This is a genomic window from Burkholderia lata, assembly GCF_902499335.1.
Taxonomy (GTDB): Bacteria; Pseudomonadota; Gammaproteobacteria; order Burkholderiales; family Burkholderiaceae; genus Burkholderia; species Burkholderia lata_B.
Genome location: NZ_CABVQK010000002.1, coordinates 731,310 through 756,108 on the forward strand (window position 1 = coordinate 731,310; position 24,799 = coordinate 756,108).

20 protein-coding genes, 1 tRNA gene and 1 pseudogene are annotated in these 24,799 nt (G+C 65.0%); 7 read left to right on the forward strand and 15 right to left on the reverse strand.

Features of this window, described 5'->3' with window-relative positions:
- Window positions 1–101: 101 nt before the first annotated feature.
- From infB to BCO18175_RS07630, 7 genes are all read right to left on the reverse strand, one after another.
- Window positions 102–3,041, reverse strand: coding sequence for a translation initiation factor IF-2 (infB, locus tag BCO18175_RS07600; RefSeq protein WP_174912639.1), 2,940 nt, complete (start codon window positions 3,039–3,041; stop codon window positions 102–104).
- 91 nt (window positions 3,042–3,132) lie between these two features.
- On the reverse strand, window positions 3,133–4,608 hold the full coding sequence (nusA, locus tag BCO18175_RS07605; RefSeq protein WP_174980082.1) for a transcription termination factor NusA: 1,476 nt from the start codon (window positions 4,606–4,608) through the stop codon (window positions 3,133–3,135).
- Window positions 4,608–5,066 carry a ribosome maturation factor RimP gene (gene rimP, locus BCO18175_RS07610; RefSeq protein ID WP_014897219.1) on the reverse strand — a complete coding sequence of 153 codons (459 nt, stop codon included), beginning with the start codon at window positions 5,064–5,066 and terminating at the stop codon, window positions 4,608–4,610. The genes nusA and rimP overlap by 1 nt, the downstream gene beginning before the upstream one ends.
- Window positions 5,067–5,495: 429 nt before the next feature.
- The gene (gene rluB / locus BCO18175_RS07615) at window positions 5,496–7,271 is read right to left on the reverse strand and encodes a 23S rRNA pseudouridine(2605) synthase RluB (RefSeq protein ID WP_174980083.1); all 1,776 of its coding nucleotides are present in this window, start codon (window positions 7,269–7,271) and stop codon (window positions 5,496–5,498) included.
- 60 nt (window positions 7,272–7,331) lie between these two features.
- The gene (gene scpB / locus BCO18175_RS07620; protein ID WP_174980084.1) at window positions 7,332–8,363 is read right to left on the reverse strand and encodes an SMC-Scp complex subunit ScpB; all 1,032 of its coding nucleotides are present in this window, start codon (window positions 8,361–8,363) and stop codon (window positions 7,332–7,334) included.
- A 272-nt stretch (window positions 8,364–8,635) separates the two neighbouring features.
- Window positions 8,636–9,850 carry a pyridoxal phosphate-dependent aminotransferase gene (locus tag BCO18175_RS07625; protein WP_174980085.1) on the reverse strand — a complete coding sequence of 405 codons (1,215 nt, stop codon included), beginning with the start codon at window positions 9,848–9,850 and terminating at the stop codon, window positions 8,636–8,638.
- Window positions 9,851–9,931: 81 nt separating this feature from the next.
- Window positions 9,932–10,834 (reverse strand): LysR family transcriptional regulator, encoded by a 903-nt coding sequence (locus BCO18175_RS07630; RefSeq protein WP_011351793.1) that lies wholly within the window; start codon window positions 10,832–10,834, stop codon window positions 9,932–9,934.
- A gap of 430 nt (window positions 10,835–11,264) precedes the next feature.
- On the opposite strand from BCO18175_RS07630, the pseudogene BCO18175_RS07635 reads away from it, so the two are divergent.
- Window positions 11,265–11,660, forward strand: a pseudogene (locus BCO18175_RS07635) (transposase); the annotation flags it as partial.
- A 201-nt stretch (window positions 11,661–11,861) separates the two neighbouring features.
- Entirely contained in the window at window positions 11,862–12,113 is a 252-nt protein-coding gene (locus BCO18175_RS40480; RefSeq protein WP_174969227.1) for a hypothetical protein, read from the forward strand.
- 196 nt (window positions 12,114–12,309) lie between these two features.
- Here the strand turns inward: BCO18175_RS40480 and BCO18175_RS07645 are convergent, their stop codons facing one another.
- Window positions 12,310–12,627, reverse strand: a complete 318-nt coding sequence (locus BCO18175_RS07645; RefSeq protein ID WP_174980087.1) for a hypothetical protein — start codon at window positions 12,625–12,627, stop codon at window positions 12,310–12,312.
- A 157-nt stretch (window positions 12,628–12,784) separates the two neighbouring features.
- Between BCO18175_RS07645 and BCO18175_RS07650 the strand changes: the two genes are divergently transcribed.
- The 3 genes from BCO18175_RS07650 (at window position 12,785) to BCO18175_RS07660 (ending at window position 14,396) form a co-directional block, all read left to right on the forward strand.
- Window positions 12,785–13,501 carry a YdcF family protein gene (locus BCO18175_RS07650; protein WP_174980088.1) on the forward strand — a complete coding sequence of 239 codons (717 nt, stop codon included), beginning with the start codon at window positions 12,785–12,787 and terminating at the stop codon, window positions 13,499–13,501.
- Window positions 13,502–13,723: 222 nt separating this feature from the next.
- Complete coding sequence (locus BCO18175_RS07655) at window positions 13,724–14,002, forward strand: hypothetical protein (protein WP_011351789.1); 279 nt, start codon at window positions 13,724–13,726, stop codon at window positions 14,000–14,002.
- Window positions 14,003–14,138: 136 nt separating this feature from the next.
- The gene (locus BCO18175_RS07660) at window positions 14,139–14,396 is read left to right on the forward strand and encodes a DNA-binding protein (protein ID WP_122945157.1); all 258 of its coding nucleotides are present in this window, start codon (window positions 14,139–14,141) and stop codon (window positions 14,394–14,396) included.
- Between the two features lie 40 nt (window positions 14,397–14,436).
- Here BCO18175_RS07660 and BCO18175_RS07665 read toward each other — a convergent pair whose 3' ends face one another.
- The 4 genes from BCO18175_RS07665 to BCO18175_RS07680 all read right to left on the reverse strand — a co-directional run bounded on the left by BCO18175_RS07665 (window position 14,437) and on the right by BCO18175_RS07680 (window position 17,566).
- Window positions 14,437–14,727, reverse strand: coding sequence for a putative quinol monooxygenase (locus tag BCO18175_RS07665; protein ID WP_174912666.1), 291 nt, complete (start codon window positions 14,725–14,727; stop codon window positions 14,437–14,439).
- 529 nt (window positions 14,728–15,256) lie between these two features.
- Window positions 15,257–16,471 (reverse strand): outer membrane protein assembly factor BamC, encoded by a 1,215-nt coding sequence (bamC, locus tag BCO18175_RS07670; RefSeq protein WP_174980089.1) that lies wholly within the window; start codon window positions 16,469–16,471, stop codon window positions 15,257–15,259.
- 141 nt (window positions 16,472–16,612) lie between these two features.
- Window positions 16,613–16,689 (reverse strand) — tRNA-Pro (locus tag BCO18175_RS07675).
- Window positions 16,690–16,852: 163 nt separating this feature from the next.
- Entirely contained in the window at window positions 16,853–17,566 is a 714-nt protein-coding gene (locus BCO18175_RS07680) for a class I SAM-dependent methyltransferase (protein WP_174912673.1), read from the reverse strand.
- Between the two features lie 402 nt (window positions 17,567–17,968).
- Here BCO18175_RS07680 and BCO18175_RS07685 point away from each other — a divergent pair, with 402 nt between their 5' ends.
- Together BCO18175_RS07685 and BCO18175_RS07690 are read left to right on the forward strand one after the other, a co-directional pair.
- Window positions 17,969–18,781: a tyrosine-protein phosphatase gene (locus tag BCO18175_RS07685; protein ID WP_254607984.1), complete on the forward strand. Its 813-nt coding sequence runs from the start codon at window positions 17,969–17,971 to the stop codon at window positions 18,779–18,781.
- Window positions 18,782–19,126: 345 nt separating this feature from the next.
- Window positions 19,127–21,337: a hypothetical protein gene (locus BCO18175_RS07690; RefSeq protein ID WP_174980091.1), complete on the forward strand. Its 2,211-nt coding sequence runs from the start codon at window positions 19,127–19,129 to the stop codon at window positions 21,335–21,337.
- A gap of 81 nt (window positions 21,338–21,418) precedes the next feature.
- Here BCO18175_RS07690 and BCO18175_RS07695 read toward each other — a convergent pair whose 3' ends face one another.
- The 3 genes from BCO18175_RS07695 to pheT form a co-directional block, all read right to left on the reverse strand.
- Complete coding sequence (locus BCO18175_RS07695) at window positions 21,419–21,832, reverse strand: MerR family transcriptional regulator (RefSeq protein ID WP_174980092.1); 414 nt, start codon at window positions 21,830–21,832, stop codon at window positions 21,419–21,421.
- Between the two features lie 61 nt (window positions 21,833–21,893).
- Window positions 21,894–22,280 (reverse strand): integration host factor subunit alpha, encoded by a 387-nt coding sequence (locus BCO18175_RS07700; RefSeq protein WP_006486093.1) that lies wholly within the window; start codon window positions 22,278–22,280, stop codon window positions 21,894–21,896.
- A 72-nt stretch (window positions 22,281–22,352) separates the two neighbouring features.
- A complete protein-coding gene (gene pheT / locus BCO18175_RS07705; RefSeq protein WP_174980093.1) occupies window positions 22,353–24,782 on the reverse strand; it encodes a phenylalanine--tRNA ligase subunit beta in 2,430 nt (809 codons plus the stop codon).
- Window positions 24,783–24,799 lie beyond the last annotated feature (17 nt).

Sequence of the window (24,799 nt, forward strand, 5' to 3'; positions counted from 1 at the left end):
TCCGTTTATCAGGATAAAGCGGCGGCCAGTGTTGGCACGCCACCATGAAAATGGGCGGGACAGGCCCAAGCCTGCCCCGCCCATGAGCCGATGCGCGAGGGTTACAGCGTACGCGCGACTTCGGTCACTTCGAAGACTTCGAACTGGTCGCCTTCGATGACGTCGTTGAAGTTCTTCACCGACATACCGCACTCGAAGCCTTGCTTCACTTCCTTCACGTCGTCCTTGAAGCGCTTCAGCGATTCGAGTTCGCCCGTGAAGATCACGACGTTGTTGCGCAGCACGCGAACCGACGACGAGCGCTTGACGATACCGTCCGTGACCATACAGCCTGCAACCGTGCCGACCTTCGGCACCTTGAAGACCTGGCGCACCTCGACCATGCCGGTGATGACTTCGCGCTTCTCCGGCGCGAGCATGCCCGACATTGCCGCCTTCACCTCATCCACTGCGTCATAGATGATGTTGTAGTAGCGGATGTCGATGCCGTTCGACTCGGCCAGCTTGCGTGCCTGTGCATCCGCACGCGTGTTGAAGCCGATGATGACCGCCTTCGATGCCGTTGCGAGGTTGACGTCGTTTTCGCTGATGCCACCCACCGCGCTGTGCACGATCTGCACGCGCACTTCGTCGGTCGACAGCTTGAGCAGCGACTGCACGAGTGCTTCCTGCGAGCCCTGCACGTCCGCCTTGATGATGAGCGGCAGGTTCTGCACTTCGCCTTCGCCCATCTGCTCGAGCATGCTTTCCAGCTTCGCGGCCTGCTGCTTCGCAAGCTTGACGTCGCGGAACTTGCCCTGACGGAACAGCGCGATTTCACGCGCCTTGCGCTCGTCCGGCAGCACGATCACTTCTTCGCCCGCACCCGGCACTTCCGACAGACCCTGGATTTCGACCGGGATCGACGGGCCGGCTTCCTTCGTCGGCTTGCCGTTCTCGTCGAGCATCGCACGCACGCGGCCGTAGGCCGTACCCGCCAGCACGATGTCGCCGCGGTTCAGCGTACCGGACTGCACGAGGATCGTCGCGACCGGGCCCTTGCCCTTGTCGAGCTTCGCTTCGATCACGATACCCTTGGCCGGCGCTTCGACCGGTGCCTTCAGTTCCAGCACTTCGGCTTGCAGCAGCACGTTCTCGAGCAGATCGTCGATACCTGCGCCCGTCTTGGCCGACACTGCCACGAACGGCGAATCGCCACCGTATTCTTCCGGCACGACGCTTTCCGCGACCAGCTCCTGCTTGACGCGATCGGGGTTCGCATCCGGCTTGTCGATCTTGTTGATCGCGACGACGATCGGCACGCCACCCGCCTTCGCGTGGGCGATTGCTTCCTTCGTCTGCGGCATCACGCCGTCGTCGGCCGCCACCACCAGCACCACGATGTCGGTCGCCTTCGCGCCGCGTGCACGCATTGCCGTGAACGCTTCGTGACCCGGCGTATCGAGGAACGTGATGACGCCACGCGGCGTGTCGACGTGATACGCGCCGATGTGCTGCGTAATGCCGCCCGCTTCGCCCGCGGCAACCTTAGCGCGGCGGATGTGGTCGAGCAGCGAGGTCTTGCCGTGGTCGACGTGACCCATCACCGTGACGACCGGCGGACGCGGCAGTTGCTCTGCGTCGGTAGCGGTTTCGCCTACGACGAGCAACGCTTCCGGATCGTCCAGCTTCGCGGCAACCGCGCGATGGCCCAGTTCCTCGACGATGATCATCGCCGTTTCCTGGTCCAGCACCTGGTTGATCGTGACCATCTGGCCCATCTTCATCATCACCTTGATGACTTCGGAGGCCTTGATCGACATCTTGTGCGCGAGATCGGCAACCGAAACGGTTTCCGGCACGTGCACTTCACGGACGATCGGCTCGGTCGGCGCCTGGAACGACGATGCGCTGTCCTGGTGACGGCCGCGACCCTTCGGGCCGCCGCGCCAGCCGCGGTCGACACCGCCACTCGAATCGCCGCGCGTCTTGATGCCGCGACGCTTCGCTGCGTCGTCCTGCCAGCCGCTCTTGCCTGCGCCCGGCTTCTTGTTGCGGTCGCCCGCGCCTGCCGGTGCCTGCGTCGTTGCCGGTGCTGCACCGCCAGCCGGCTTCTTCACCGCCGGACGCGCCTGCGCGCCTTCCGGCTTCGCCGGCTTGTGCAGCGTGCCCTTCGCTTCGGCCGGCTTCGGCGGCTCGACCGGCTTCGGCGGCTCGACTGCCTTGACCACGGCCTTGCGCGGCGTGTTCATCATTTCGCGAATCGCACGCGCTTCGGCTTCTGCCGCCGCACGGCGCTTGCTGATCTCTTCCTGCTCGGCGCGCGCCTTGTCCGCCGCCTCGCGGGCAGCGTCTTCAGCCTTCTTCGCCGCTTCGCGCTGTGCCGCACGTTCGGCGGCTGCGCGTGCTTCGTCCTGCGCGGACTGTGCAGTCGCCGCTTCCTGTTCGGAAGCAGCAGCCTGCTGTGCGGCCGCCTGCTGCTGCGCGGCTGCCTGCTGCTGCGCCGCAGCAGCTTCGGCCACGGCACGCTTCGCCGCTGCCTCTTCCTCGGCGCGACGGCGCTCGGCTTCAGCCGCTTCCTCGCGGGCACGGCGCTCCGATTCCTCGCGCTCGAGGCGTTCCTGACGCTCGCGCAGTTCCTGCGCCTGCTTCTCGAGCAGCTCGGCCTCGCGGCGCGCTTCTTCTTCGCGACGCTTCAGTTCTGCATCGTCGTCCGCTTCGGCGACCTGCGCCTGACCCTGTTCCGCACCCTCGCTCACGTCGTCGCGCTTGACGAACGTACGCTTCTTGCGGACCTCGACCTGAATGGTGCGAGCCTTGCCCGTCGCGTCAGATTGCTTGATCTCCGACGTATGCTTGCGGGTCAGCGTGATCTTGCGCTTGTCGCCGTCGGTTGCGCCGTGCGACTTGCGCAAATGATCGAGCAGACGCGCCTTGTCCGTTTCGGACAGCGCATCGTCTTCACTCGCTTTCTGGACGCCCGCTGCCTGCAGCTGTTCGAGCAGCACACCAGCAGGCATTTTCAGTTCCGCGGCAAATTGGGCTACGTTGTTACTCGCCATTCATTCCTCTTAGTGCAAGGACCGATTCCTTGCGGTTAGCATCGGGTCAGGCCATACGGCCGCCATCAAATCAGTGCGCCATGGTCATTTCTCACTGGAACCAATGTTCACGTGCTTTCATGATCAACGCCTTAGCGGCATCCTCTTCCATCCCGGTCATGTCGACCAGTTCGTCCACAGCCAGCTCGGCGAGATCGTCGCGCGTGGCTACACCGTGTTCGGCCAGCTTCGCGAGCAGCTCCGGCGTCATGCCGTCGAGGCTCTTGAGATCCAGCGCTGCGTTCTCGACCTTTTCTTCGTTCGCGATCGCCATCGTCAACAGTGCGTCGCGTGCGCGGTTGCGCAGTTCGTGCACGGTGTCCTCGTCGAACGCTTCGATTTCGAGCATTTCGTTGAGCGGCACGTACGCGATTTCTTCGAGGCTCGTGAAGCCTTCGTCGATCAGGATGTCGGCAACTTCTTCGTCGACGTCGAGACGCGCCATGAACAGCGCACGCAGCCGGTCGCGCTCTTCACCCTGCTTCAGGGCGGATTCGTCCGGCGTCATGATGTTGATCTGCCAGCCGGTCAGTTCGCCGGCAAGGCGAACGTTCTGACCACTGCGGCCGATCGCGACAGCCAGCTCGTTCTCGTCGACGACGACGTCCATCGAGTGCTTTTCTTCATCGACGACAATCGACTGAACAGCTGCCGGCGCGAGCGCGCCGATCACGAACTGGGCGGGATCCTCCGACCATAGCACGATGTCGATGTTTTCGCCACCGAGCTCGTTGCGCACGGCCTGCACGCGGGAACCGCGGATGCCGACGCAGGTGCCGATCGGATCGATCCGCTTGTCGTACGCGATGACGCCGATCTTCGCGCGCACGCCCGGGTCGCGGGCAGCCGCCTTGATCTCGAGCAGGCCCTGCTCGATTTCCGGCACTTCCATCTCGAACAGCTTCATCAGGAATTCGGGCGCCGTACGCGACAGCTCGATCTGCGGGCCGCGCGCGGTACGGTCGACCTTCGCGATGTACGCACGCACGCGGTCGCCCACGCGCAGGTTTTCCTTCGGGATCAGCTGATCGCGGCGCAGCAGCGCCTCGACACGGCCCGATTCAACGATGAAGTTGCCCTTGTCGAGGCGCTTCACCGTACCCGTCATGATCTTTTCACCACGCTCGAGGTAGTCGTTCAGGATCTGCTCGCGCTCCGCGTCGCGCACCTTCTGCAGGATCACCTGCTTCGCGGCCTGCGCGCCAATGCGACCGAATTCGATCGACGGAACGGGTTCCTCGACATACTCGCCGACTTCGACGTCGGCATTCTGTTCACGTGCCTCGAACAGCAGGATCTCGCGATCCGGCTCCTGCAAGCCTGCCTCGTCGGGCACGACGAGCCAGCGACGGAAGGTTTCGTGCTCGCCGCTTTCGCGATCGATATGGACGCGGATTTCGGCGCCTTCGTCGAACAGCTTCTTGGAAGCGGACGCGAGCGCAGCCTCGAGGGCGCCCAGCACCACATCCTTGTCGACGTTTTTCTCGCGCGCCAGCGCATCCACCAGCATCAACACTTCGCGACTCATTATTTGCGGCTCCTAAAGTCAACTTGCGGAATCAGGCGGGCTTTGTCGATATCGGCCAGCGTGAAATCCAGCATGGCCGCCTCGCCCTTCTTCCTCTCAAATTCCAAACCGATCGTTTCGCCATTCGGCGCGTGCAGAATGCCCCGGTACGTCTTGCGCCCGTCCAGCGGCTTTTTCAAGGTCACGGAAACTTCGCTGCCGGCGAAGCGCTCGAAGTCGGCCAGCTTCTTCAACGGGCGGTCGAGCCCCGGGGACGAGACTTCGAGCCGTTCGTAATCGATGTTTTCGACCGTCAAGACGTGCTGGAGCTGACGCGTGACCTTTTCGCAATCTTCGAGCGAGATGCCGGCAGGCTGATCGATGTAGATGCAAAGCATGCCGCGCCCGGTGCGCTCGAGATCCACCAGCTCGTAGCCGAGCCCGGTGACCGTGGTTTCTATCAGTTCCGTCAGTTGCACTGTGTCCTCTCAGGTGTTCGCGCCCGCCGCTCGCGATTCACCCGCGGGCGCGCGCCTTAGCCGGCGCAGGAAGCGCTACCCGAGATGCCTAACCGTTTCAGCAAAAAAAAATGGGCGGAACGCCCATCTTCTTACTGGTGGTCGCACCTGAGCCGCACATTGAATCCGTACGCCCAGCGACTCCGCGATTATAGCGATTTTTGGCGCAAACGCCAAGCCAGCCGGTAAAAGCAGCGTGTCGCCTGCCTTTACGGGCTCAAAAATGCGAAATCGGGCTGCTCGATCGACCGGCGCCATCGTGGCGCGCCGGAGATCGGTTATGTCGGCGGCCATGCAGCGCCGCGTGACATATATACAGTCGAAAGCAATAAACGCAATGCCTTGCGCCGACAAGGCCAGCCGGCAGCCTTGCGCCGCGCGTCCGAATGCTCAGCGGCTACGCGTGCGGCTGCGCTGCGGACGTTGGCCGCCGCGCGGGCCGCCGCCATTGCCGGCGCCCTCGGCACGATTGCCGTTCGGGTTGCGATTACCGCCCTTGCTGCCGCCGCGCTTGGGGCCCGCGCTGTCGCGCTTGGGGCCTGCGCCATACGACGCGCGGTTGCCGTCGACATCGCCACGGCCACCGCCGGCGCGATTGCCATCGCGTCCACCGCCGCCCGCACGGTTGCCATCTCGGCCGCCGCCAGCGCGATTGCCGTAACCCGACGGCGCGACCGGCAGGCTGCCGTAGCCGCTCAGACCCGGCAGGCCTGGCCCGCCGCGGCGACCACCGCCGCGACGCGGCTGATCCAGTTGCCCGTGCGCAGTCAGCACCGGCTCACGGCCGATGAAGCCCATCGACGTCTGCATCGGATCCGGCTGGCGACGCTCGGCCTGATCGGCACCACCGCGCTTGCCTTTCTCCTCGGACGGCGCCTTCAGGCCGACGGTCGCCATCAGCTTGCGCACCTGCGTGTCGTCGAGCTCCTCCCAGCGGCCGCGCTTCAGACCGCGCGGCAGCGGAATCGGGCCGTGACGCGTACGGATCAGGCGGCTCACCATCAGGCCGACCGCCTCGAACATCCGGCGCACCTCACGGTTGCGGCCTTCGGCCAGCGCGACGTGATACCAGTGATTCGTACCCTCGCCGCCGCCATCGCGGATGCGCAGGAAGTTCGCCGGGCCGTCATCGAGCTCGACGCCGTGCAGCAGCTTCTGCCGCATGCCTTCGGCCAGCTCGCCGACGACGCGCACCGCGTACTCGCGCTCGACGCTGTAGCGCGGGTGCATGAAGCGGTTTGCGAGGTCACCCGAAGTCGTCAGCATCAGCAGACCTTCGGTATTGAAGTCGAGACGGCCCACCGCGAGCCATTTCGCCGTCTTCATCGGCGGCAGGCGGTCGAACACCGACGGACGGCCTTCCGGATCCGCGTGGCTGACGATCTCGCCGGTCGGCTTGTGGTACAGCAGCACGCGCGGCGGCTTGTTCGGCAGCTTGCGCTTGACCGGCTTGCCGTTGATCCGCACCTGGTCGGTCGGCATGATGCGCTGGCCGATGTGCGCGGGCTCGCCGTTCACCGACACGCGGCCGGCGACGATCAGCTCTTCCATTTCGCGGCGCGAGCCCATGCCTGCTTCCGCCAGCACCTTGTGAAGCTTCGGCGCGTCGTCGTCCGGCGACAGCACGCGCTTGTTCGTCGGCTGGCTGCGGCCGCGGCGCAGCATCGGCGCACGCACGCCGCTACCGCCCGCGGAGTTGTCCGCGTCGAATGCCGGCGACGTCACGTAGGCGAACAGCTCGTCCTGGGACGCCTCGCCTTCCACCTTCGGCGCACTGCTTTCAGCCTTCGATGCACCGCCGCGACGGCCCTGGCCGCCTTGGCCACCCTGACCGCCCTGGGCCTTGGCCGCGCCTTCGCGCTTGGCGGCCGGCTTGCGAGCGCCCTTGGCTGCACCTTCCTTGCGCGGCGCACGCGCCGGCTGCTGCGCTTCCGTGGCTTCGGCCGGCTGCGCGTCATCGCCTTCGCCGCCCTGCGGCTCGCCTTCGGCGCCCTTCGACTTGGCCGCCGCGCGACGCCGCGCGATCAGGCTGCGCGGGCCTCGCCGCAAACCGCGGCGGGGACGCTCGTCGCCACCCTCGGCCGAAGCGCCTTGCTCCGGCGCATCGTCGGCACGCGCTGCCTGCACGGCAGGCGCGGACGATTCAATATCGTGGATATCTGTCAAAACAACCTCAAAATGTCAGGTCTCGCGCCCGGCGCGGGCGCGGCAAGAAGTTGGCCGCGATCAGGCGCGACGCTGTTCGGGTTCTGCTTCGTCGTCCGGCAGCGCGTCGGCACCGATGGGTGCACTGGCGCTTCGTACGGCGTCGGCGAGACTGTCGGACGTGTCGTCCAGCATCTCGTCGTCCGCGGGACGGGAACGGGAGGCGTCGGCCTGGCCAGCCTCGCCGGGCATGTCGCCGGCCGCTTCCGCTCCGTCTCCGGCAACCGCTTCGGCAGCCGGCTTGCGATCTTCCTCGCTCCAATCCGCGCGCAGCGGCTCGGGCTGCACACCGGCCGGCACTGCTTCGGCGCCAGCCTGTTCCATTTGTTCCGCGTGTCCGCGATCAGCCTCGAGCGTATCGCGACTCGGGATTTCCTGCGTCGACACGACATCCGCCGCGGAATCTTCCGGCAATTCCGCCGATTGACCGGCGGACGCCTCATCCGATTGCGGCGCGTCGCCCGCTGCGTCATCCGAAACCGGCACGCCCTCGTCGAAATCCATTGCCTGCTGCGCCAGCAGCGCAGCCTCGATGTTCGCGGCCGGCTCCTCGAGCGCAGGCAGATCGTCGAGCGCCTTCAGACCGAGGTCGTCGAGGAACTGCTTGGTCGTCGCATACAGCGCCGGGCGTCCCGGCACGTCGCGATGACCGATCACTTCGATCCAGCCGCGATCCTCGAGTTGCTTGACCACCTGCGTATTGACCGTCACACCGCGAATCTCTTCGATGTCGCCGCGCGTGACCGGCTGCCGGTACGCGATGATCGCGAGCGTTTCGAGCACCGCTCGCGAATACTTCGGCGGCTTCTCGGGATGCAGGCGATCCAGATAGTGACGCATCGCCGGCTTGCTCTGGAAGCGCCATCCGGTCGCCAGCGCCACCAGTTCGACGCCGCGGCCGGACCAATCCTGTTTCAGATCTTCGAGCAACGTGCGGACCGTGTCAGCCGACACGCCGTCGGCAAAGAGCTTGCGCAAATCGCCGAGCTTCAGCGGTTCCTGCGCGCAGATCAAAGCAGTCTCGAGGACGATCTTCGCCTCTTGGGTATTCATGCAGCTAGGCCAGACCCTGTGGTCAAACGAACCGGATCAACAAACAGACGAAAGGAACGGAAGACGCGCTCGCCCGATTCTGATCGGTCATATTGATGGGAGCACGAACCGGGGGCGGCGAACCAACTTCAGGCCAGGCCCAAACCGGACGGAACAGCACGGCTCAACGACGGAACCGCGTGACTGAGCGCCATATTACGCAAAATTGCCCGGTGCGTAAAGATGAGCCGAACGGGCTGCCGCCAGCGCACCGAATCCGCTCCGGCCCCGCTTCAGCGGACAGCTGCGCCACGCGCGAGGAACCGGCGCAGCCGCTCGACGCCCGCGTCTAGTCGCGCCGGATCGCATGCGTAGCACCAACGCACGAACCCTTCCCCCTCCGGGCCGAAAGCACGCCCGGGCGCAAGGCCGAGCCCCGCATCGCGCACCAGCGCCTTGCAGAACGCCAGACTGTCTGCCGCGCCCGGCAGGCGCAGGAACACGTACATCGCGCCCGGTGGAGGCGGCACCACCTCGACGCCCGGCAGGGTCCGCAACGCGGCAACCAGGTGATCGCGCGCGTCGCGCAGCGACGCGACGAACGACCGCACGAACGGCTCGCCATCACGCAGCGCGACCTCACCCGCGGCCTGCACGAAGCCCGGCGCACACGACGTGTTGTATTCGACGAGCTTCGACAGATCGCCCATCACCGCTGCCGGCGCGATGAGCCATCCCAGACGCCAGCCCGTCATCGCCCATGCCTTGGAAAACGAATTCACGACGACGACCCGCTCGTCGCGCGACGCGATGTCGAGGAACGACGGCGCGCCGCCCGCGCCGTCCGTGTCGAAAGCGAGCCGCTCGTACACCTCATCGGCAACCAGCCAGATGCCGTGGCGGCGGCAATGGGCGAGCACGGCTTGCTGGTCGTCGCGCGACATCGTCCAGCCGGTCGGATTGTTCGGCGAATTGATCAGCAGCATCCGCGTATCGGGCGTCAGCGCCGCGAGCAGCCGCCCGACATCGAGCTGCCAGCCCGCATCGCCATAGCCAAGCGGCACGCATTCGACCTGCGCGCCAAGGATCTTTGGAATCTCGACAAGATTCGGCCACAGCGGCGTGACCGCGACGACGCGCTCGCCCGGACCGACCAGCATCTGGGCGGCGAGCATCAGCGCGCTCACGCCCGAACTCGTCACGGCCACCGTGTCAGCCGCCGTCGCGCCGTGGCGGGCGCCGACGTAGGCCGCGATCGCGTCGCGCAGCGGCTCGGTACCGAGGTTGTGCGTGTAGAAGGTTGCGCCATCGCGCAGCGCCGCCGCAGCGGCGTCGCGGATGAAGTCCGGCGTCACGCGATCGGATTCGCCGAACCAGAACGGCAGCATGTCCGGCACGCCAAAGCCTGCGTTGGCTACTTCCCGGATCAGCGACGGACGCAACGCGTGCACCGCGTCGCGTGCCGCCGGCGCGCCGGTCACCGGAAGAGAATCTGCGGAATGCGCCATCGAGAACCACCATCGAGGACCACGATCCGCGTAGTGTACCGGCCCGCAAGCCGGACCGGCGCGCATCAGCGTCGATGCGCGTCAGTCGAGGTCCTCCGCCCTCGCCGGCATCTGCCGCACGAGTTCCCAGATCGCCTGCGCAGCGGGCGACAATGACCGGTCGCGGCGGCGCACCAGCTCGACCGTGCGCTCGGTGCGTGGCGTGAGCGGCCGCGCGACGAGCGTCGAGCCGGCCGGTAGCGGCAGCGACAGCCACGGCTGCACGCTCACGCCGACGCCGGCCTCGACGAGCCCGAACACGGTCGCCGAATGCCCCAGCTCCTGCATGACCGTCGCGTTGACGCGATGGGCGGCCAGCGCCGCATCGATCAGCGGGCGGCTTCCCGACGCATGATCGAGGAGCACGAGGCGCTCGCCGTCCAGCGCCGTCCAGGGCACCTCGGCACGCGCCGCGAGCGGATGGTCGGCGCGCGCGACCAGGCAGAACGAATCGGTCATCAGCGATTCGCAGACGAGATCGGCCACCGCGAGCGGCCCGATCACGACGCCGAAATCGACCTCGCTCGACTTCACCTTGCGCAACACGTCGCTCTGCACGTCGTCGCGCAAACCGAGCGTCACGAACGGGAACTGCCGTTCGCACGACGCAACCACGCGCGGCATCAGCCGGCATGCGATCGTCGGGCTTGCCGCGACGATCACGCGCCCGCGGCGCTGCTCGCCGATCTCGCGAATCTCGCGCAGCGTGTCGTCGAGATCGTCGAGCAGACGCGACACGCTCGCGATCAGGTTCGCGCCGACATCGGTCAGCTGCACGTCGCGCGTCGTGCGGTCGATCAGCTTCAACCCGAGCTCGGCCTCGAGCTCGCGCACGCAGCGGCTGACCGCGGACTGCGTGAGCCCGATCTCGTCGCCCGCACGACTGAAGCTCTTGAGCCGCGCTACCTCGATGAAGACGCGAAGCTGGCGCAACGTGACGTTCATTTCCTGACCTCATCAATCTTCGATATCGATGCGCGATTTTAATGCGCGAATTCGGGGTCGATGTGCGAATCAGGCACCTGCCCCACATGTTTCGCTGCGGTGCAATACATCCGCGAACGCACGTGGTGCGGGCGAACTGCACAAGATTGGTGATTGTCCCGATTTGCTGGCGGGTTATTTTGGCGTCTTATACGCCCCTAGCTGACTTAGCCGTTAGCTCGCTGCCAAGCGGCTCTCGAGGGTATTACCTCCGACATGGCACGCTTCGTGCATTACCTGGCGCACAGGGCGCAGGTTTGTCGGACGGAAGAGCAGAAACGCCGCTGCCGGCCAACCGGACGCCCCCACCCGGCACTCGACGATCGAGTGCTTGAAGAGTGCGCGGCGCAGGGCAGCGCACCGGAGTTAGCTTCGCTGAGGTGAGGACATGATGCTGTTCGACGATTTGAGAGATAACGAGTGGGCGCTGGTCGAGGGTCTGTTTTGCTCGGAACCCGCACGGAGTGAGCGGCGCGGCCGCCCCCGCGTGGAAGCCCGCTCGGTGGTGAACGCCGTGCTGTGGGTGCTGTCGACGGGTGAAGGCTGGTCGAAGCTGCCGGGCCGCTATCCGTCGCCGCCGACTTGCCGCCGTCGCTTCGACGAATGGCAGGCGGACGGCACGCTCGCCGAAATCGTGAAACGACTCGGCACGAGCGGCCGGCAGATTTCCCTGCGCGGGCGCATCGGCGCAAGCGCTGCGAAGCCGCCCGCACCACCGAGCCGCGACCGGCTGCGCGGCGCCTTCTGGACCAATCCGGAGTCCTGGCGCGCGCCCGTCAAGATGGCGTAACGAATGCTCGATCGGGCGGCTTCGGCCGCCCGGTTTCTTTTTGCGACGCGACCTGCTCGCGACGCCTGCGTTGCCGTCGATTACCGCTGTCGTACCGCGATACAACTATTTACCAATATTTACAGCAAGCCTGCACTCCCACGCTTACCTTAGCGACATATCAACAGGCCGCGTCGACGGCTTGAAGGGAGCCCCGCCATGAAACCAATGTCACTGCTCGTCGCATGCGGCATTGTCATTTCCCTGGCGTTGTCCGCTCCAGCCCACGCCGACGATCGCACGAAGCCACCCCATCGCCAGCAGGATCACCGGAACAGCCTCCGCCAGCCACCGTCCGCCAACCCGTCCAGCCGGCAGACCGTCCCGCGCGGCGACCTTCGCGGCGACATCGCAAGCAATGCGCGAGCGCGCATCGGCTCGCAGCCGTCGGACGTGCCGCGTCATCCGTAGTCCTGCCAATTTCAGGATTTCGCCAAAGAAAATGCCCGCTGCCGGGAACTGCGCTGCATGCGACGAGTCACAACGTTGCCATGAGCACAGCGTGGCAACAGCAAAAGTATCCGGTACGCCCGTATCCTCGCGATACGGGCTTTTTTTTGGGGCATCGCCGGCCGCATGGCGATGCCCGCGGCGGGATGATCGGCCGCTACAGGCGGCTTTCGAGAATCGCCACGGCACTCGCTTCGCTCAATGCGTAGTCGGCCATGCGGCGATCGGTCCAGGAAAGTAATTTCTCGTCGCGCTCGAGGCGCGAGAATTCGGCTCGACCGTTTTCGGTCAGCACGGCAATGTCGACCGGTGCATGGAAGCCCGGCGCGGGAGCAACGGTTTTCTGCCTGACCGTGTCCATCAGCCCGAGCGAACGGAGATACTCGAACACGCCTGGGCGGCGCGCCCACGGTACCTGGCGGTACTGCACTCGTCTCAATGCGTCGAGCACCGCTTCGTTGGAATACGTGGCCATCTCGATTCTTTCTTAAAGTGCAGCGACAATGCGAAGCGGTGCGCCGGGCGGGGTCTCCGCCCGCCGATACCGCCACCGATTCTGGAGGCCGACGTTCGGCGTCGCGTCAGGGCCGGATCGTCAGCCGTCCATAAAAAGACACCATACCCCAATCAAATTGATTCTGTTCGATTCATTTGTACTTCTCTTCATCTGTTTCATGCTCTGCCGCAAGCGGCGGCGAATCATCTCGATCGCCGCCGTTGCGCTGTTCTGGCTGCTCGCCACAGGCTGGCTCGCCGCGCCGCTGATCGCCTGGACCGAGGCGGGCGTCGTACCCGTCGAGCACCCGGACATGCACGGGCGGACCACACTGATTCTCATCGGTGCCGGCACGCGGCGCACCGACACCGGGCTGCGGCCTCCACCTGACGGAGCCGCCCGCATCCACAAGGTCGCGGCGCTCTACCGTACTTGCCGGCAGCAGGCCGAGCGCTGCACCGTGGTGATGTCGGGTGGTGACCCGCAGCATCACGGCGAAACCGAAGCGGCCGTCTACGGGCGCCAACTCGTCGCGGAAGGTATCGCTCCCGCGGACCTCGTTCTGGAACCGGATAGCCGCACGACCTACGAAAATGCGAAATTCACTGCGCCTATACTACGCTCACAGTATGACGACGCACGCATTCTCGTCACTTCGTCATACCAGATGCGCCGCGCATTGCTCGATTTCCGCCGTTTCGGGATCGATCCGCAGCCCGTTTATGCGAATCGCCGGCGCGCGCAAACGGGCTGGCTGCCGCACTGGCGCAATGTGGCCAACGCCGAACAGGCGCTGCACGAACTGGCCGGCATCGCGCAGTTCCATGTCTATCGATGGCTCGGGTGGTTCTGACCGCGGCGGCGAAAACCGGAGTGGAAATGACTGCCGCGGCGACGATGGCAGGCGCGTGACGAAGTGTGCGAAGTGTTGCGCGACTTCAACGGGGCCTTGCGTCGCGCCACGATCCGATGCACATTGATCCGTCACTTTTGTTACACTCGACACGCACTCGATTGCAGTCGCCAGACAAAACGGCAACACTCGGGTTCATCACCACTTAGCGGAGGTAAAGCAATGAAGAAGACGTCCCTGGCTATCCTGGTAGCGATGTCGGCGCTGACTGGCGCAGCGTATGCGCAAGAGAGCACGGAAATCAAGACGATTACCGATCCGGCCAAGATCTCCGAGATCGAGCAGCGCGCGCAGGCGCTGCAGCAGCAGCAAGCGGCTGAAGCCGCACAGCCGGCGATGCAGGAAGAGCATCACCACGGCAAGAAGGCTGCTCACCACAAGGCTGCCGCGAAGAAGGCCGGCAAGAAAGCTGCCAAGGCCGCAGACGCTGCCAGCCAGTAAGTTCGGCGGCACCGCACAAGCGAAAAGCCGAATCCGGGCAACCGGGTTCGGCTTTTTTGGTTGCGGTGCCCGTGCGCTGTGCTAAAGTCGCGCACCGAATTTTTCCACCCGTGCGCACCCCGGTGCGGAGGACAGCATGAGCAACATTCAACTCGACATCGAGTGGACCGAAGCCGCCACTCGCCAGATCAAGCAACTGATGCCCCGCGGCTCGGCCGACGCGTTCCTCGCGCTGCCGCCGATCGAGTGTCTGCCGATGGAGGGCGACGTGCTCTTCCTTGGCCCGCAAGGCAAGCAGGCGCCGTTCATCGTGGCCGAGCGACAGTATCATCACGACGGCGACGCCGACTGGACGATCATCCTGATCCTCGACGTACCCAACACGTCGCACTGACGCACCCCGCGACCGGACGCGTCCGGTCGCCTCACCCGGCTCAGACGAGCTTCGACAGCACGCGAATTTCGGAACGCTCGATCCAGTTCGCGGCCGCTTCCCGATAAGCGAGAATGTGCGCGGAACGCGCATGTGCAGCCAACGCCTCCTCGCTTTCCCAGCGCTCGACGAATACGAACCGCGCGGGCTCCTTCAGGTCCCGATGCAGGTCGTACTGCAACGCACCGGCTTCGTTGCGGGTCGGCTCGACGATCCCTTCGAGCTGGGCACGCAACTTCTCCTCGGCGCCCGGCTTCGCCACGATCAGCGCCACGACTGCAATTTCGGCCATTCCCGCCCCCTTTCATCTGGAAAAGTCCGAGAATACGCGAATCGCGTGTCGGCTGCGTCGGCACGGCACCGCTCGACGGCCCCCAAAAAAATAGCCCGCGCTTCAGAGAAGCGCGGGCGAAACCGTCGCCCTACGAGGATAGGCGACGGGGCCATCGAGATCCGCACGCTGGCGCGGATCGTCATCTGTTGCGCCGACGCTTGTCGCGCCGGCATTCGAAGACGTCGATTCCGTTGATCGGGCGCTCGCGGCGCACCCCCGGTATCTGACGCCGTCCTCCCTGTTTCAACGATTCCAACCTATAAAGCAGGTTGCGTGCCAGCCGATAGCGGCCGATCACCCTGTTGATTTATAAGGAAAATTTTTAAGTCGGCGACAATGCGGCATGTGTTCTGCCGCCGTAACGCGCTGATGTTACGTAACGTCACGAGGAGGGACCGAACCTCCCGCACCCGTACGCGCCGGCGAGCGGCCATGAAAAAAGCCCGCCATGTGGCGGGCTTTTCGTTGATGCGGAGAAACGTCGAAATCAGCGGAGCTGATTCACGAGCAGCCCCATGATCTGGCGAGCCGGCGACGACGTGTCGACCGCCCCCGAATCGTCGACGACCGACACGCGCGTCTGGTCGGCCGTGAGCGCCTTCACGTTGACGCGGTATTGCTTCGCCTGCTTTTCCTTCTTGCCGTGGAACAGCTGACTCCAGAAGCCTTGCTCGGCCGAACTCAGATCCTTCGGGTCGACATAGCGCACGAAATACAGGCCCTTCGTACGATCACGATCGTCGACCGTGAAGTTCGCACGATCGAGCGCGAGACCGACATGCAGCCACGACCGGTCGTACGCCTCGCCGAGCGTGACTTCCGACGGCACGGCGGCGTCGGCCGTATCGTTGCCTTGTGCCGACGTGCGGGAGACGTTTTGCGCGGCAATCGCAGCAGCAGCCTTCGACGATGCGTCGGCGTCGGCCTTCTTGTCCTTTTCCTTCGGTACCGTGTTGTCCTTGATGTTCGCGATCGGCGGCTCGCCGTTCTTCGCGCGCTGCTCGTTCTGCGCGAGCACGGCCATCAACCGCTTCAGGTATTCGGTCTCGAGCGCCGGATCGTTCGGCTTCGGTTCCCACTTGCTCGAATCGTTGTTCGAGCCCGTGATTGCTTCACGCATCCCCTTCTGGCTAATGAACACGTAAGTGCCGCCATTCGGCGCCGAATCGAGACGCGTACGGTACTTGTTGCGCTCGGCCGTCACGTACGAGTTGCCCATCGCCTTCGAGATCACGCTGCGGATCAGGCCGTCGTTGATCTGCGGATGGGTTTCGTTCCAGTCGGTTTCCATCACGCCCTTGTCGCGCTGGTCGACGACGAGCAGGAAGCCCTGCTCCTGCCAGAAGCGGCGAACCTGCGGCCAGACGTCGGCCGGTTGCTTGCCGTCGATCACGAGCCAGCTCTCGGTGCCGTCGCGCTGGATATGCATGCCTGCCACGGCCGGAGCAACGGTGTCCAGCGCAGGCGCCGCCTGCTGGACCTGCTGAAGCGCGGACAGGGAAGTCGCGCCGCCCTGGGGCGGCAGCGAACGCTGATCGGCCGTCTCGTCGAGCATGTTGGGCGGCACTGCGAGCGACGCTTCCTTCGATTTCGAATCGCTCTTGTAGTCCACTTTCGTGGGCGACGACGTACCGCAACCGGCGACGAGCGCGCCGGTGGCGAGCACTGCAGCGAACCGCATGGTAAGACGAAGATCAGTCATGTTCGGGGAATCCTCTTCCGCTAAATCACGGCGCTTTCCGTGGATCAACCTTGGATTTTACCGGGGCCGCGCCGCGATGTGCAAAAAAGCGACCGGCAAGAAAAAACCCGCGTCAGCCTGAGCTGACGCGGGTTCTTTATCTGGTCGGGGCGAGAGGATTTGAACCTCCGACCACCTGCACCCCATGCAGGTACGCTACCAGGCTGCGCTACGCCCCGAAAGAAAAAAATTATAACAGACAGTCATCCGATTTAGAACGGGTCGCATGCATTTTGTGGCCATTCTTGTGAAATTTTTTGGCGTGACGGTACCGATGCACGCAACGACGCGCATGCCATGGCGCCCTGCGCACCGGCCACACGGCCTCGCATCACATCGCATTCACCGCTTGCGTGCGACACAGATGACCGTCAGCCCGGCGACGCGATTGAAACGAAACATCGGCAACTCGATGCGGCAGATCGTCTTGAGCAGGCCGTTGACGAACGGATGGTGACGGCGCAATTGTGACGCCGGCTCGCGCGAATGCCGGCGCGCACGCTCGCCCAGCCGCAATGCTGCCGCGAGCGGAAACGTGAGGCCGAAATAATAGGCACCGTGCTCGACGTCGAGCCCCGCGCGACGCACCACGTCCTCGAGACCGCCGAGCGTATAGCGGCGCTTGTGCTCGAGAAAATCGTCATGGCCGCTCCAGAGGAACTGGAACGCGGGAACCGTGATCAGGAACCGGCTGCCCGAAGGCGCGCCCTTTACGTACTGCATCAGCAGACCGACATCGTCGTCGACGTGTTCAAGCACGTCCATCAGCAACACGAGATCGGCGTCGAATCGATCAACGGATCGCCGAAAGTGGATGGGCTTGCCGGACGCTTCGCCGTCGGTATCGTCGGCGTAGCTCGTATCGACACACCATGCTTCCATCGCCTGCGTACGCTCCAGCAAGTGCTTCGAGAAGAAGCCGGAGCCTGCACCGACATCGAGTATCCGCTTCGCACCCGGCGCACCCAGGAATCGACGGATCGCACTCGCCTTCGACGCGTAGTACCAGTGATCGCCCACGCCCGCACCCAATACGTCGACTTCCTTGAGATCCATGACGTTTCCCCGTGATGGCTACCGTGCTTTGGTCGATACAGCCTTTGTATGACGATCTTACCCCGCCGCTGCCACCGATCCTACCTGTCGACAACGCGCAGCCGACACCGGCAACCCGCACGCCGCCCTAATCGAAAGGGACGATGGCCGCTTCGCCGCAAATCGCTACCGTGCGATTACCCGGCGCGAGATCGATGCGTACGGGCGACCCGTCCGACTGCATGCCGATCGATCCGGCCCGCCCCGGCTTTGCCGCGTCGCGCGCGATACAGGAGGCGGCTCCGGTCACCACCGCAGTCGCGATCTCTTGTAACCATCTGCGACAAAGGGCATTGAATGCATCAGAAAAACGAAATTTCCCGTCGACATTTTCTCCGGCTGGGCGCCGGCACGATAGGCGTCGTGCTGGGGAGCACGTCGCTGCTGTCGGCATGCGGAGGCGACTCGATTGCGGTCGCGCCGGTCACGACGCCGCGGCTGAGTTCGGTATCGAATTTTCGCGACACGGCCGGGCCGGACGGAACCGGCTACGTGACGACGAGCGGCGCGAAGATGAAGAAAGGCGTGATCTATCGGTCATCCGCGCTCGCGTTGTCCGCCGCCGACGCCGCCACCGTCGGCACGCTCGGCATCAGGCAGGTCTGCGACCTGCGCACGCCCGCCGAGATCAAGACGCAACCGGATGTGCCGCTGGCCGGCGCCACCTGGCAAAACCTCAACGTGCTCGGGGCCGCCAGTATCGGGCCGATCCCGACCACCGGCGCCACCGCGACGGCATTCATGTTGAGCATGTACCGCGCGTTCGTCACGTCGGACACCGCGCATGCCAGCTATCACGCGCTCTTCACCGGCTTCGCTGCCTCCGGCGAAAACCTGGTGTTCCACTGCACGGCAGGCAAGGATCGCACGGGCTGGGCGACCGCCATCCTGCACACGATCCTCGGCATCTCCGGGCAGACGATACTCGCCGACTATCTGCTGACCAACACCTATAGCGCATCGGAAATCGCCGCCTCGGTCGCCCAGGCGCAAAAAGCCGGCGGGCAAAATGCGGCAGACATGATGACCGCGCTGCAAGGCGCTCACACCGACTATCTGCAGGCGGCATTCGATCAGGTCACCGCGTCGTACGGCTCGATGACGTCGTATATCGCGAACGGCCTGCAACTCGACCAGGCAACGCTGAACGCAATCCGGCAGCACATGCTGGTCTGACCGACCCGCGGGCTGCCGCGACGGGGCCGGATCGCATCCGCGCCTCAACCACCGCGGACGCTGCCCGTCGCATCCGGCGAAACCCGCACCGGCCAAGGCTGGAGCGGGTTTGCCCGGACGCAGCCACATCCGCCGACGACGCGCCGCGCAAACCAAACGACCGTTTGATCCGGCCGCCCGGCCGCCCCGAATCCGTTGTCCCGCAGCCCGCCGATCCGCGCTGCCCGGGCGCCCGTTGTTTGGTAACGACGCTCTAGCTCGCTATGCCACACTGCACGGCATCGACGCTCGCGCCGCGCAGTGGCGCGCGCCGCCGTCGATCACGACAAGACATGGAGACAGACGATGCGGAATGCGGTCCGGCGCGGCCATCGCTCGCCTTTGGCAATTTTCGACTGGATTTCCGGCCCGCCACGCGTGGCCCGCCCCATCTCGCCCAGGACATCCCGCGTGTTCGGCTGCGGCGCGCTGGCGCTCGCGCTGCTGTGTGCCGGCTGTGCGGAATCGTCCGCGCAGCGTGACGGCAACACGTCGGTCGCGTCGACGAAGATCGAACGCACCAAGGCCGAACGCCTCGCCCGAGAGCAGCAGGTCGCACGCACCGTGCCGTCGCTCGCATCGATCAGCCTCACGCAACCGCGCCCGTTCACGCTGCGCGACTCGGGCCAGAACGGCGCGATGACGTTCCTGCGCGACGTCGATTTCCGCATCGTCAACAACCTCGGCTTCTTCATCCATCAGTTGTCGGCGACGCTCGTACCGACGCAGGCCGGCGCGCCGATCGTGTTCGACGATCCGACGAGTTTCGAGATCGACGTGCATGAAGGCACGGTCACGCTCGACGACGCGAAGCTGACCGCCCTCTTCAACACCTACATCTTCGGCTATCGCAACGCGCCGCTGCGCAAGCTCGCCGTGTCGGCCGGCGACGGCGTGATTCACCTGCAAGGCGAGATGCAGCGCGACGGCTGGGTGCCGTTCTCGCTGACGGGCACGCTCGCGATCCGTGACGGCAGCCAGCTCGTGTTCCATCCGACCGGTGTGCGCGTGTCGGGCATCAACGCGCAGCCGGTGATGCGCGCGGCCAACGTGAAGATGGCCGACCTGCTGAAAGTCCAGACGCCGATCGCGCAACTCGCCGGCGACGATCTCGTGATGGCGGTCGACAAGCTGATGCCGCCGCCGCGCCTGAAGCTCACGATCACCGCGCTGCGGGTCACGCCGGCCGGCCTCGACCTGAAGCTCGACGACGGCACGCATGCCGGCTTTGCGATGCCCGCGAACGCGCCGCAGCAAGCGATGGTCATTCGCGGCGGCGATGTGAAGTTCATGCGCTCGATGCCGATGAACGCGGACATCCTGATCGGCCCGGTCGATTCCACGAAGCGCGACCAGACTTTCGTGTTCGACCTGTATCACTATCGCGACCAGGTGTCGGCCGGCTACTTCAATTTCGACGAAAACGGTGCGATGGCGATCCGGATGCCGTCGTACACAGGCCCGGCCAGTGGCGCGCTGCTCGGCAACGCGGCCGCGCGCCTGAACGACAGCTTCCTCGCCGCGCAGCAGAATACGCTGCGCGACATACGCCAGCACTGGGAAGCCTACGCACTCGCGGCGAACACCGCTCAACCCGGCATGCAGAAGGTCGCGATGCGGCGCACGTCGACCACGCCGTTCAACGAACGGCACGTGTCGAACCGCAACCCGACGATCCACTTGCGCAACGTCGACTTCAACCTGTCCGGGGATATCGGCTTTCACGTCGAGGATCTCGACGTGGAACTCGTCTCGAAGCGGCCCGGCGAACCCGTCGATCTCGACGATCCGAACCAGTACGACATCCGCATCCTCGGCGGCACCGTCGTCGAGTCGTGGAAGGCAATGTCCGCGCTCTTCAACAATTATTTGCTCGACTACTCGCCGCGCTCGCTCAACGACCTGCAACTGAGCGCGGACGGCACGAACCTGCGCGTCCAGGGCGGCATCAAGCTGTGGAACCACGTGCCCGGCGTCTGGCTGCCGACCGACATGAAGGGCACGTTGTCCGTGCTCGATGACCGGCACCTCGCGTTCAAGCCGTCACAGGTGTCGGTGCTCGGCATTCCGCAGGCGAAGCTGCTGCGTTCGCTCGGTATCGAGCTCGCTTCGCTGACGCCGTTGCAGCGGCGCGGCGCGGAACTGCGCGGCGACACGCTCGTGCTCGACCAGTACACCGTGTTTCCGCCGCCCATGCTGAACGGCAAGCTCGGACAGGCCACCGTCGAGCGTGACGGGCTGCGCCTCACGTTCCGGCGCGCGGCGGGCGCACCTGCGCCGCAACGGCCGCAGATCGATGCGCCGAGCTACATGTGGATGGAAGGCGGCGACATGAAGATGTTCAACGTGCTCGAACTGAACGTGCGCGCGCTGATCCGGAATTCGGCCGAGGCCGGCCCGATGCGTTTCGACCTGTACGGCTACCGCAACCAGGTCGCACAAGGCTCGGTGCGAATGCTGCCGGACGGCACGCTGGTCGTCGACATGGGGAAAAAGAATCCGCTCGCGTCGCGTTGATCTGCGTGCACGACACGCATGAAAAAAGCCCGGTGGCAGTTTGCCAACCGGGCTTTTCATTTCATTCTTCGCGCTTCGCGCTCAGTCGTGCTTGAGTCCGTCAATCACGTCGAGTAGCGCCTGCCGCAATGCCGTTACGTCGACGGTCGTGCCGGGCTTGCCCGGCGCGCGTGCATCGGTGGCCGGTACCTCCGGCTCGACGGGTGCTGCGACGGCCCGCTCGCCGCCCGGCGAATCGAGCCGGTTGCGCGCGCCGTTGATCGTGAATCCCTGCTCGTACAGCAACTCGCGAATTCGCCGGATCAGCAGTACTTCGTGGTGCTGGTAATACCGACGATTGCCACGCCGCTTCACCGGCCGCAGTTGCGTAAATTCCTGTTCCCAATAACGCAGCACATGAGGCTTGACCCCGCACAGTTCGCTGACTTCACCGATCGTGAAGTAGCGCTTCGCGGGAATCGGAGGCAAGACGACTTTCTCAACCGTAGTGGTCATCGTCGGTTAACCGTCGGTAAAGGGTGCGCGGCGGCCGCGCGGAGACGTCAGCGCGCGGGGCTTACTCCGCGCCGTTTTCGACCAGCGCCTTCAGCTTCTGGCTCGCGTGGAAGGTTACCACCCGGCGGGCCGCGATCGGAATCGCCTCGCCCGTCTTCGGATTGCGGCCCGGACGCTGCGGCTTGTCGCGCAACTGGAAATTGCCGAACCCCGACAGCTTGACGCTCTCGCCGTTTTCGAGCGCGTCGCGGATCACCTCGAAAAACGCCTCGACCATGTCCTTCGCTTCCCGCTTGTTCAGCCCGACGCTGTCGAACAGCAGCTCCGCCAGTTCCGCCTTCGTCAGCGTGGGCGTCTCGGTGGACGCCGGCGCCGAAGCGTCGCGGTTCATGGCGCTGCGTTGCGCCGTCAGGAGGGCTTCGAATTCACTCGAGGTCATGTCGTTCATATCTGCCATACAGCGCGTTAAATCAAAACTTACGATCGGAAAAGGCCGCCCGCGAGCGGGCGGACCTCCTCCTTAGCCGCGCAGGCGCGCACCGGCACGAGCCATCCGCTCGACCAGCGTCTGGATCGCCTGATCGACGACCTCATCCTGTAGCGTGCCAGCCGCGTCCTGCAGCGTCACGCGGAAGGCAAGGCTCTTCTCGTGCGCGGCAAGACCACCGGAAGTATTTGATTTTGCACGAAATTCGTCGAAGAGTACAACCTTCTGAACGAATCGGCAGGCCTCTTCGGCAAGCGCCTTCTTCATTTCGTCGAAAAGTGCCTGAACCTCGACCGCCTGATCGACGACAACGGCGATATCGCGACGAACCGGCGGGAATTTCGACACGTCGGTCGGCGCGGGCAGCGCACGCGCAATCAGCGCGTCCGCATCGACCTCGAACATCACGGGCGCGTGCGGCAGTTCGTACTTCTGCATCAGGCGCGGGTGCAGTTCGCCGATCCAGCCAACCGCACGGCCATCGACTTCGATGCGCGCGCTGCGGCCCGGATGGAGGGCCGGATGCTCTGCCTTCACGAAGCGCGCGGCCGCGGGCGCGAGCAGCGCCTCGAGATCGCCCTTCACGTCGAAGAAATCGACCGCGCGGGTCGCCACGCCCCACTGCTCGTCGAGCGCCGGACCATAGGCAAGCGCGCCGACGCGCTTCGGCTGCACGTAGCCCTCGACCGTCAGCTCACCGGCCTTCGCCGCCGCATCGGTAAGGAACACGCGGCCAGCCTCGAACACGCGCACGCGATCCGCGCGGCGGTTCAGGTTGTGGCGCAGCACCGAAATCAGGCTGCCGAACAGCGTCGTGCGCATCACCGACAGCTGGCTCGCGATCGGGTTCAGCAGGCGGATCGGATGGTCGTTGCCCGCGAAATCCTGCTCCCACTCCGCATCGACGAAGCTGAAGTTGACGGTTTCCGCGTAGTCGCGCGCGGCAAGCGCGTGACGGATGTCGTGGATCGAGCGACGCGTCTCGTTGGTCGCGCGCATTTCGCTCGTCGCGACCGGCGGACGCGCCGGAATCTTTTCGAAGCCGTAGATACGCGCCACTTCCTCGATCAGGTCTTCCTCGATCTCGATGTCGAAGCGATGCGACGGCGGCGTAACGAGGAACGCGTCGTCTTCACGTTCGAACGGCAGGCCGAGGCGCGTGAAGATGCTGGCGATCTCGTCGCCGCTGATCTGCACGCCGATGATGCGGTTCGCGCGCGACACGCGCATCTTCACCGGCGCGCGCTGCGGCAGGTTCACGGCCTGATCGTCGACCGGGCCCGCCTTGCCGCCGCAGATCTCGAGAATCAGTTGCGTGATGCGCTCGACGTGCTCGACGGTCGTCGCGTAATCGACGCCGCGCTCGAAGCGATGGGCCGCATCGGTCGAGAAGTTGTACTTGCGTGCACGGCCGCGGATGCTGTCCGGCCACCAGAACGCGGCTTCCAGGTAGATGTTGGTCGTATCGAGCGTAACGGCCGTGCTGTCGCCGCCCATGATGCCGGCCAGGCTTTCGACGTGCCGGTCGTCCGAAATCACGCCGACCGTTTCGTCGAGTTCGACGGTGTTGCCGTTGAGCAGCTTCAGCGATTCACCGCGCTTGCCCCAGCGCACCTCGATGCCGCCGTGGATCTTGTCGAGATCGAACACGTGCGACGGGCGGCCAAGCTCGAACATCACGTAGTTCGAGATGTCGACGAGTGCCGACACGCTGCGCTGGCCGGAACGCTCGAGGCGTTCGAGCATCCACTGCGGGGTCTTCGCATGCGCGTTCACGCCGCGGATCACGCGACCCGAGAAGCGGCCGCACAGATCGGGGGCGGCAATGCGCACCGGCAGCGTCTCGTCGAGCTCGACGCGCACCGGGCGGATGTCGACCGGCGTCAGCGGCGCACCGGTGATCGCAGCCGTCTCGCGTGCGATGCCGAATACGGACAGGCAGTCGGCCTTGTTCGGCGTCAGCTTGATTTCGAAGATCGTGTCGTCGAGATTGAGCGTCTCGCGGATATCCTGGCCAACCGGCGTGTCTTCCGGCAGCACCAGCAGGCCGCTGTGATCCTCGGACAGCTTCAGCTCGCGCGCCGAGCACAGCATCCCCTGGCTCTCCACGCCGCGCAGCTTCGACAGCTTGATCGCGAACGGCTTGCCGCCCTCTTCTGCCGGCGGCAGTTCCGCGCCGACCAGCGCGACCGGTACCTTGATGCCGGGCGCGACGTTCGGTGCGCCGCAGACGATATTCAGCGTCGCGCCGGTGCCGGCGTCGACCTGGCAGACATTGAGCTTGTCCGCATCCGGATGCTTGACGACTTCGAGCACGCGGCCGACGACGATCTTCGACGTCGGCGGCGCAGCCTTGCTCAGCGATTCGACTTCGAGCCCCGCCATCGTCAGCGCGTGCGACAGTTCGTCGGTCGTCAGCTGCGGGTCGACAAAGGTTCTCAACCAGGATTCAGGGAATTGCATGGATGTCTACGTTCGAA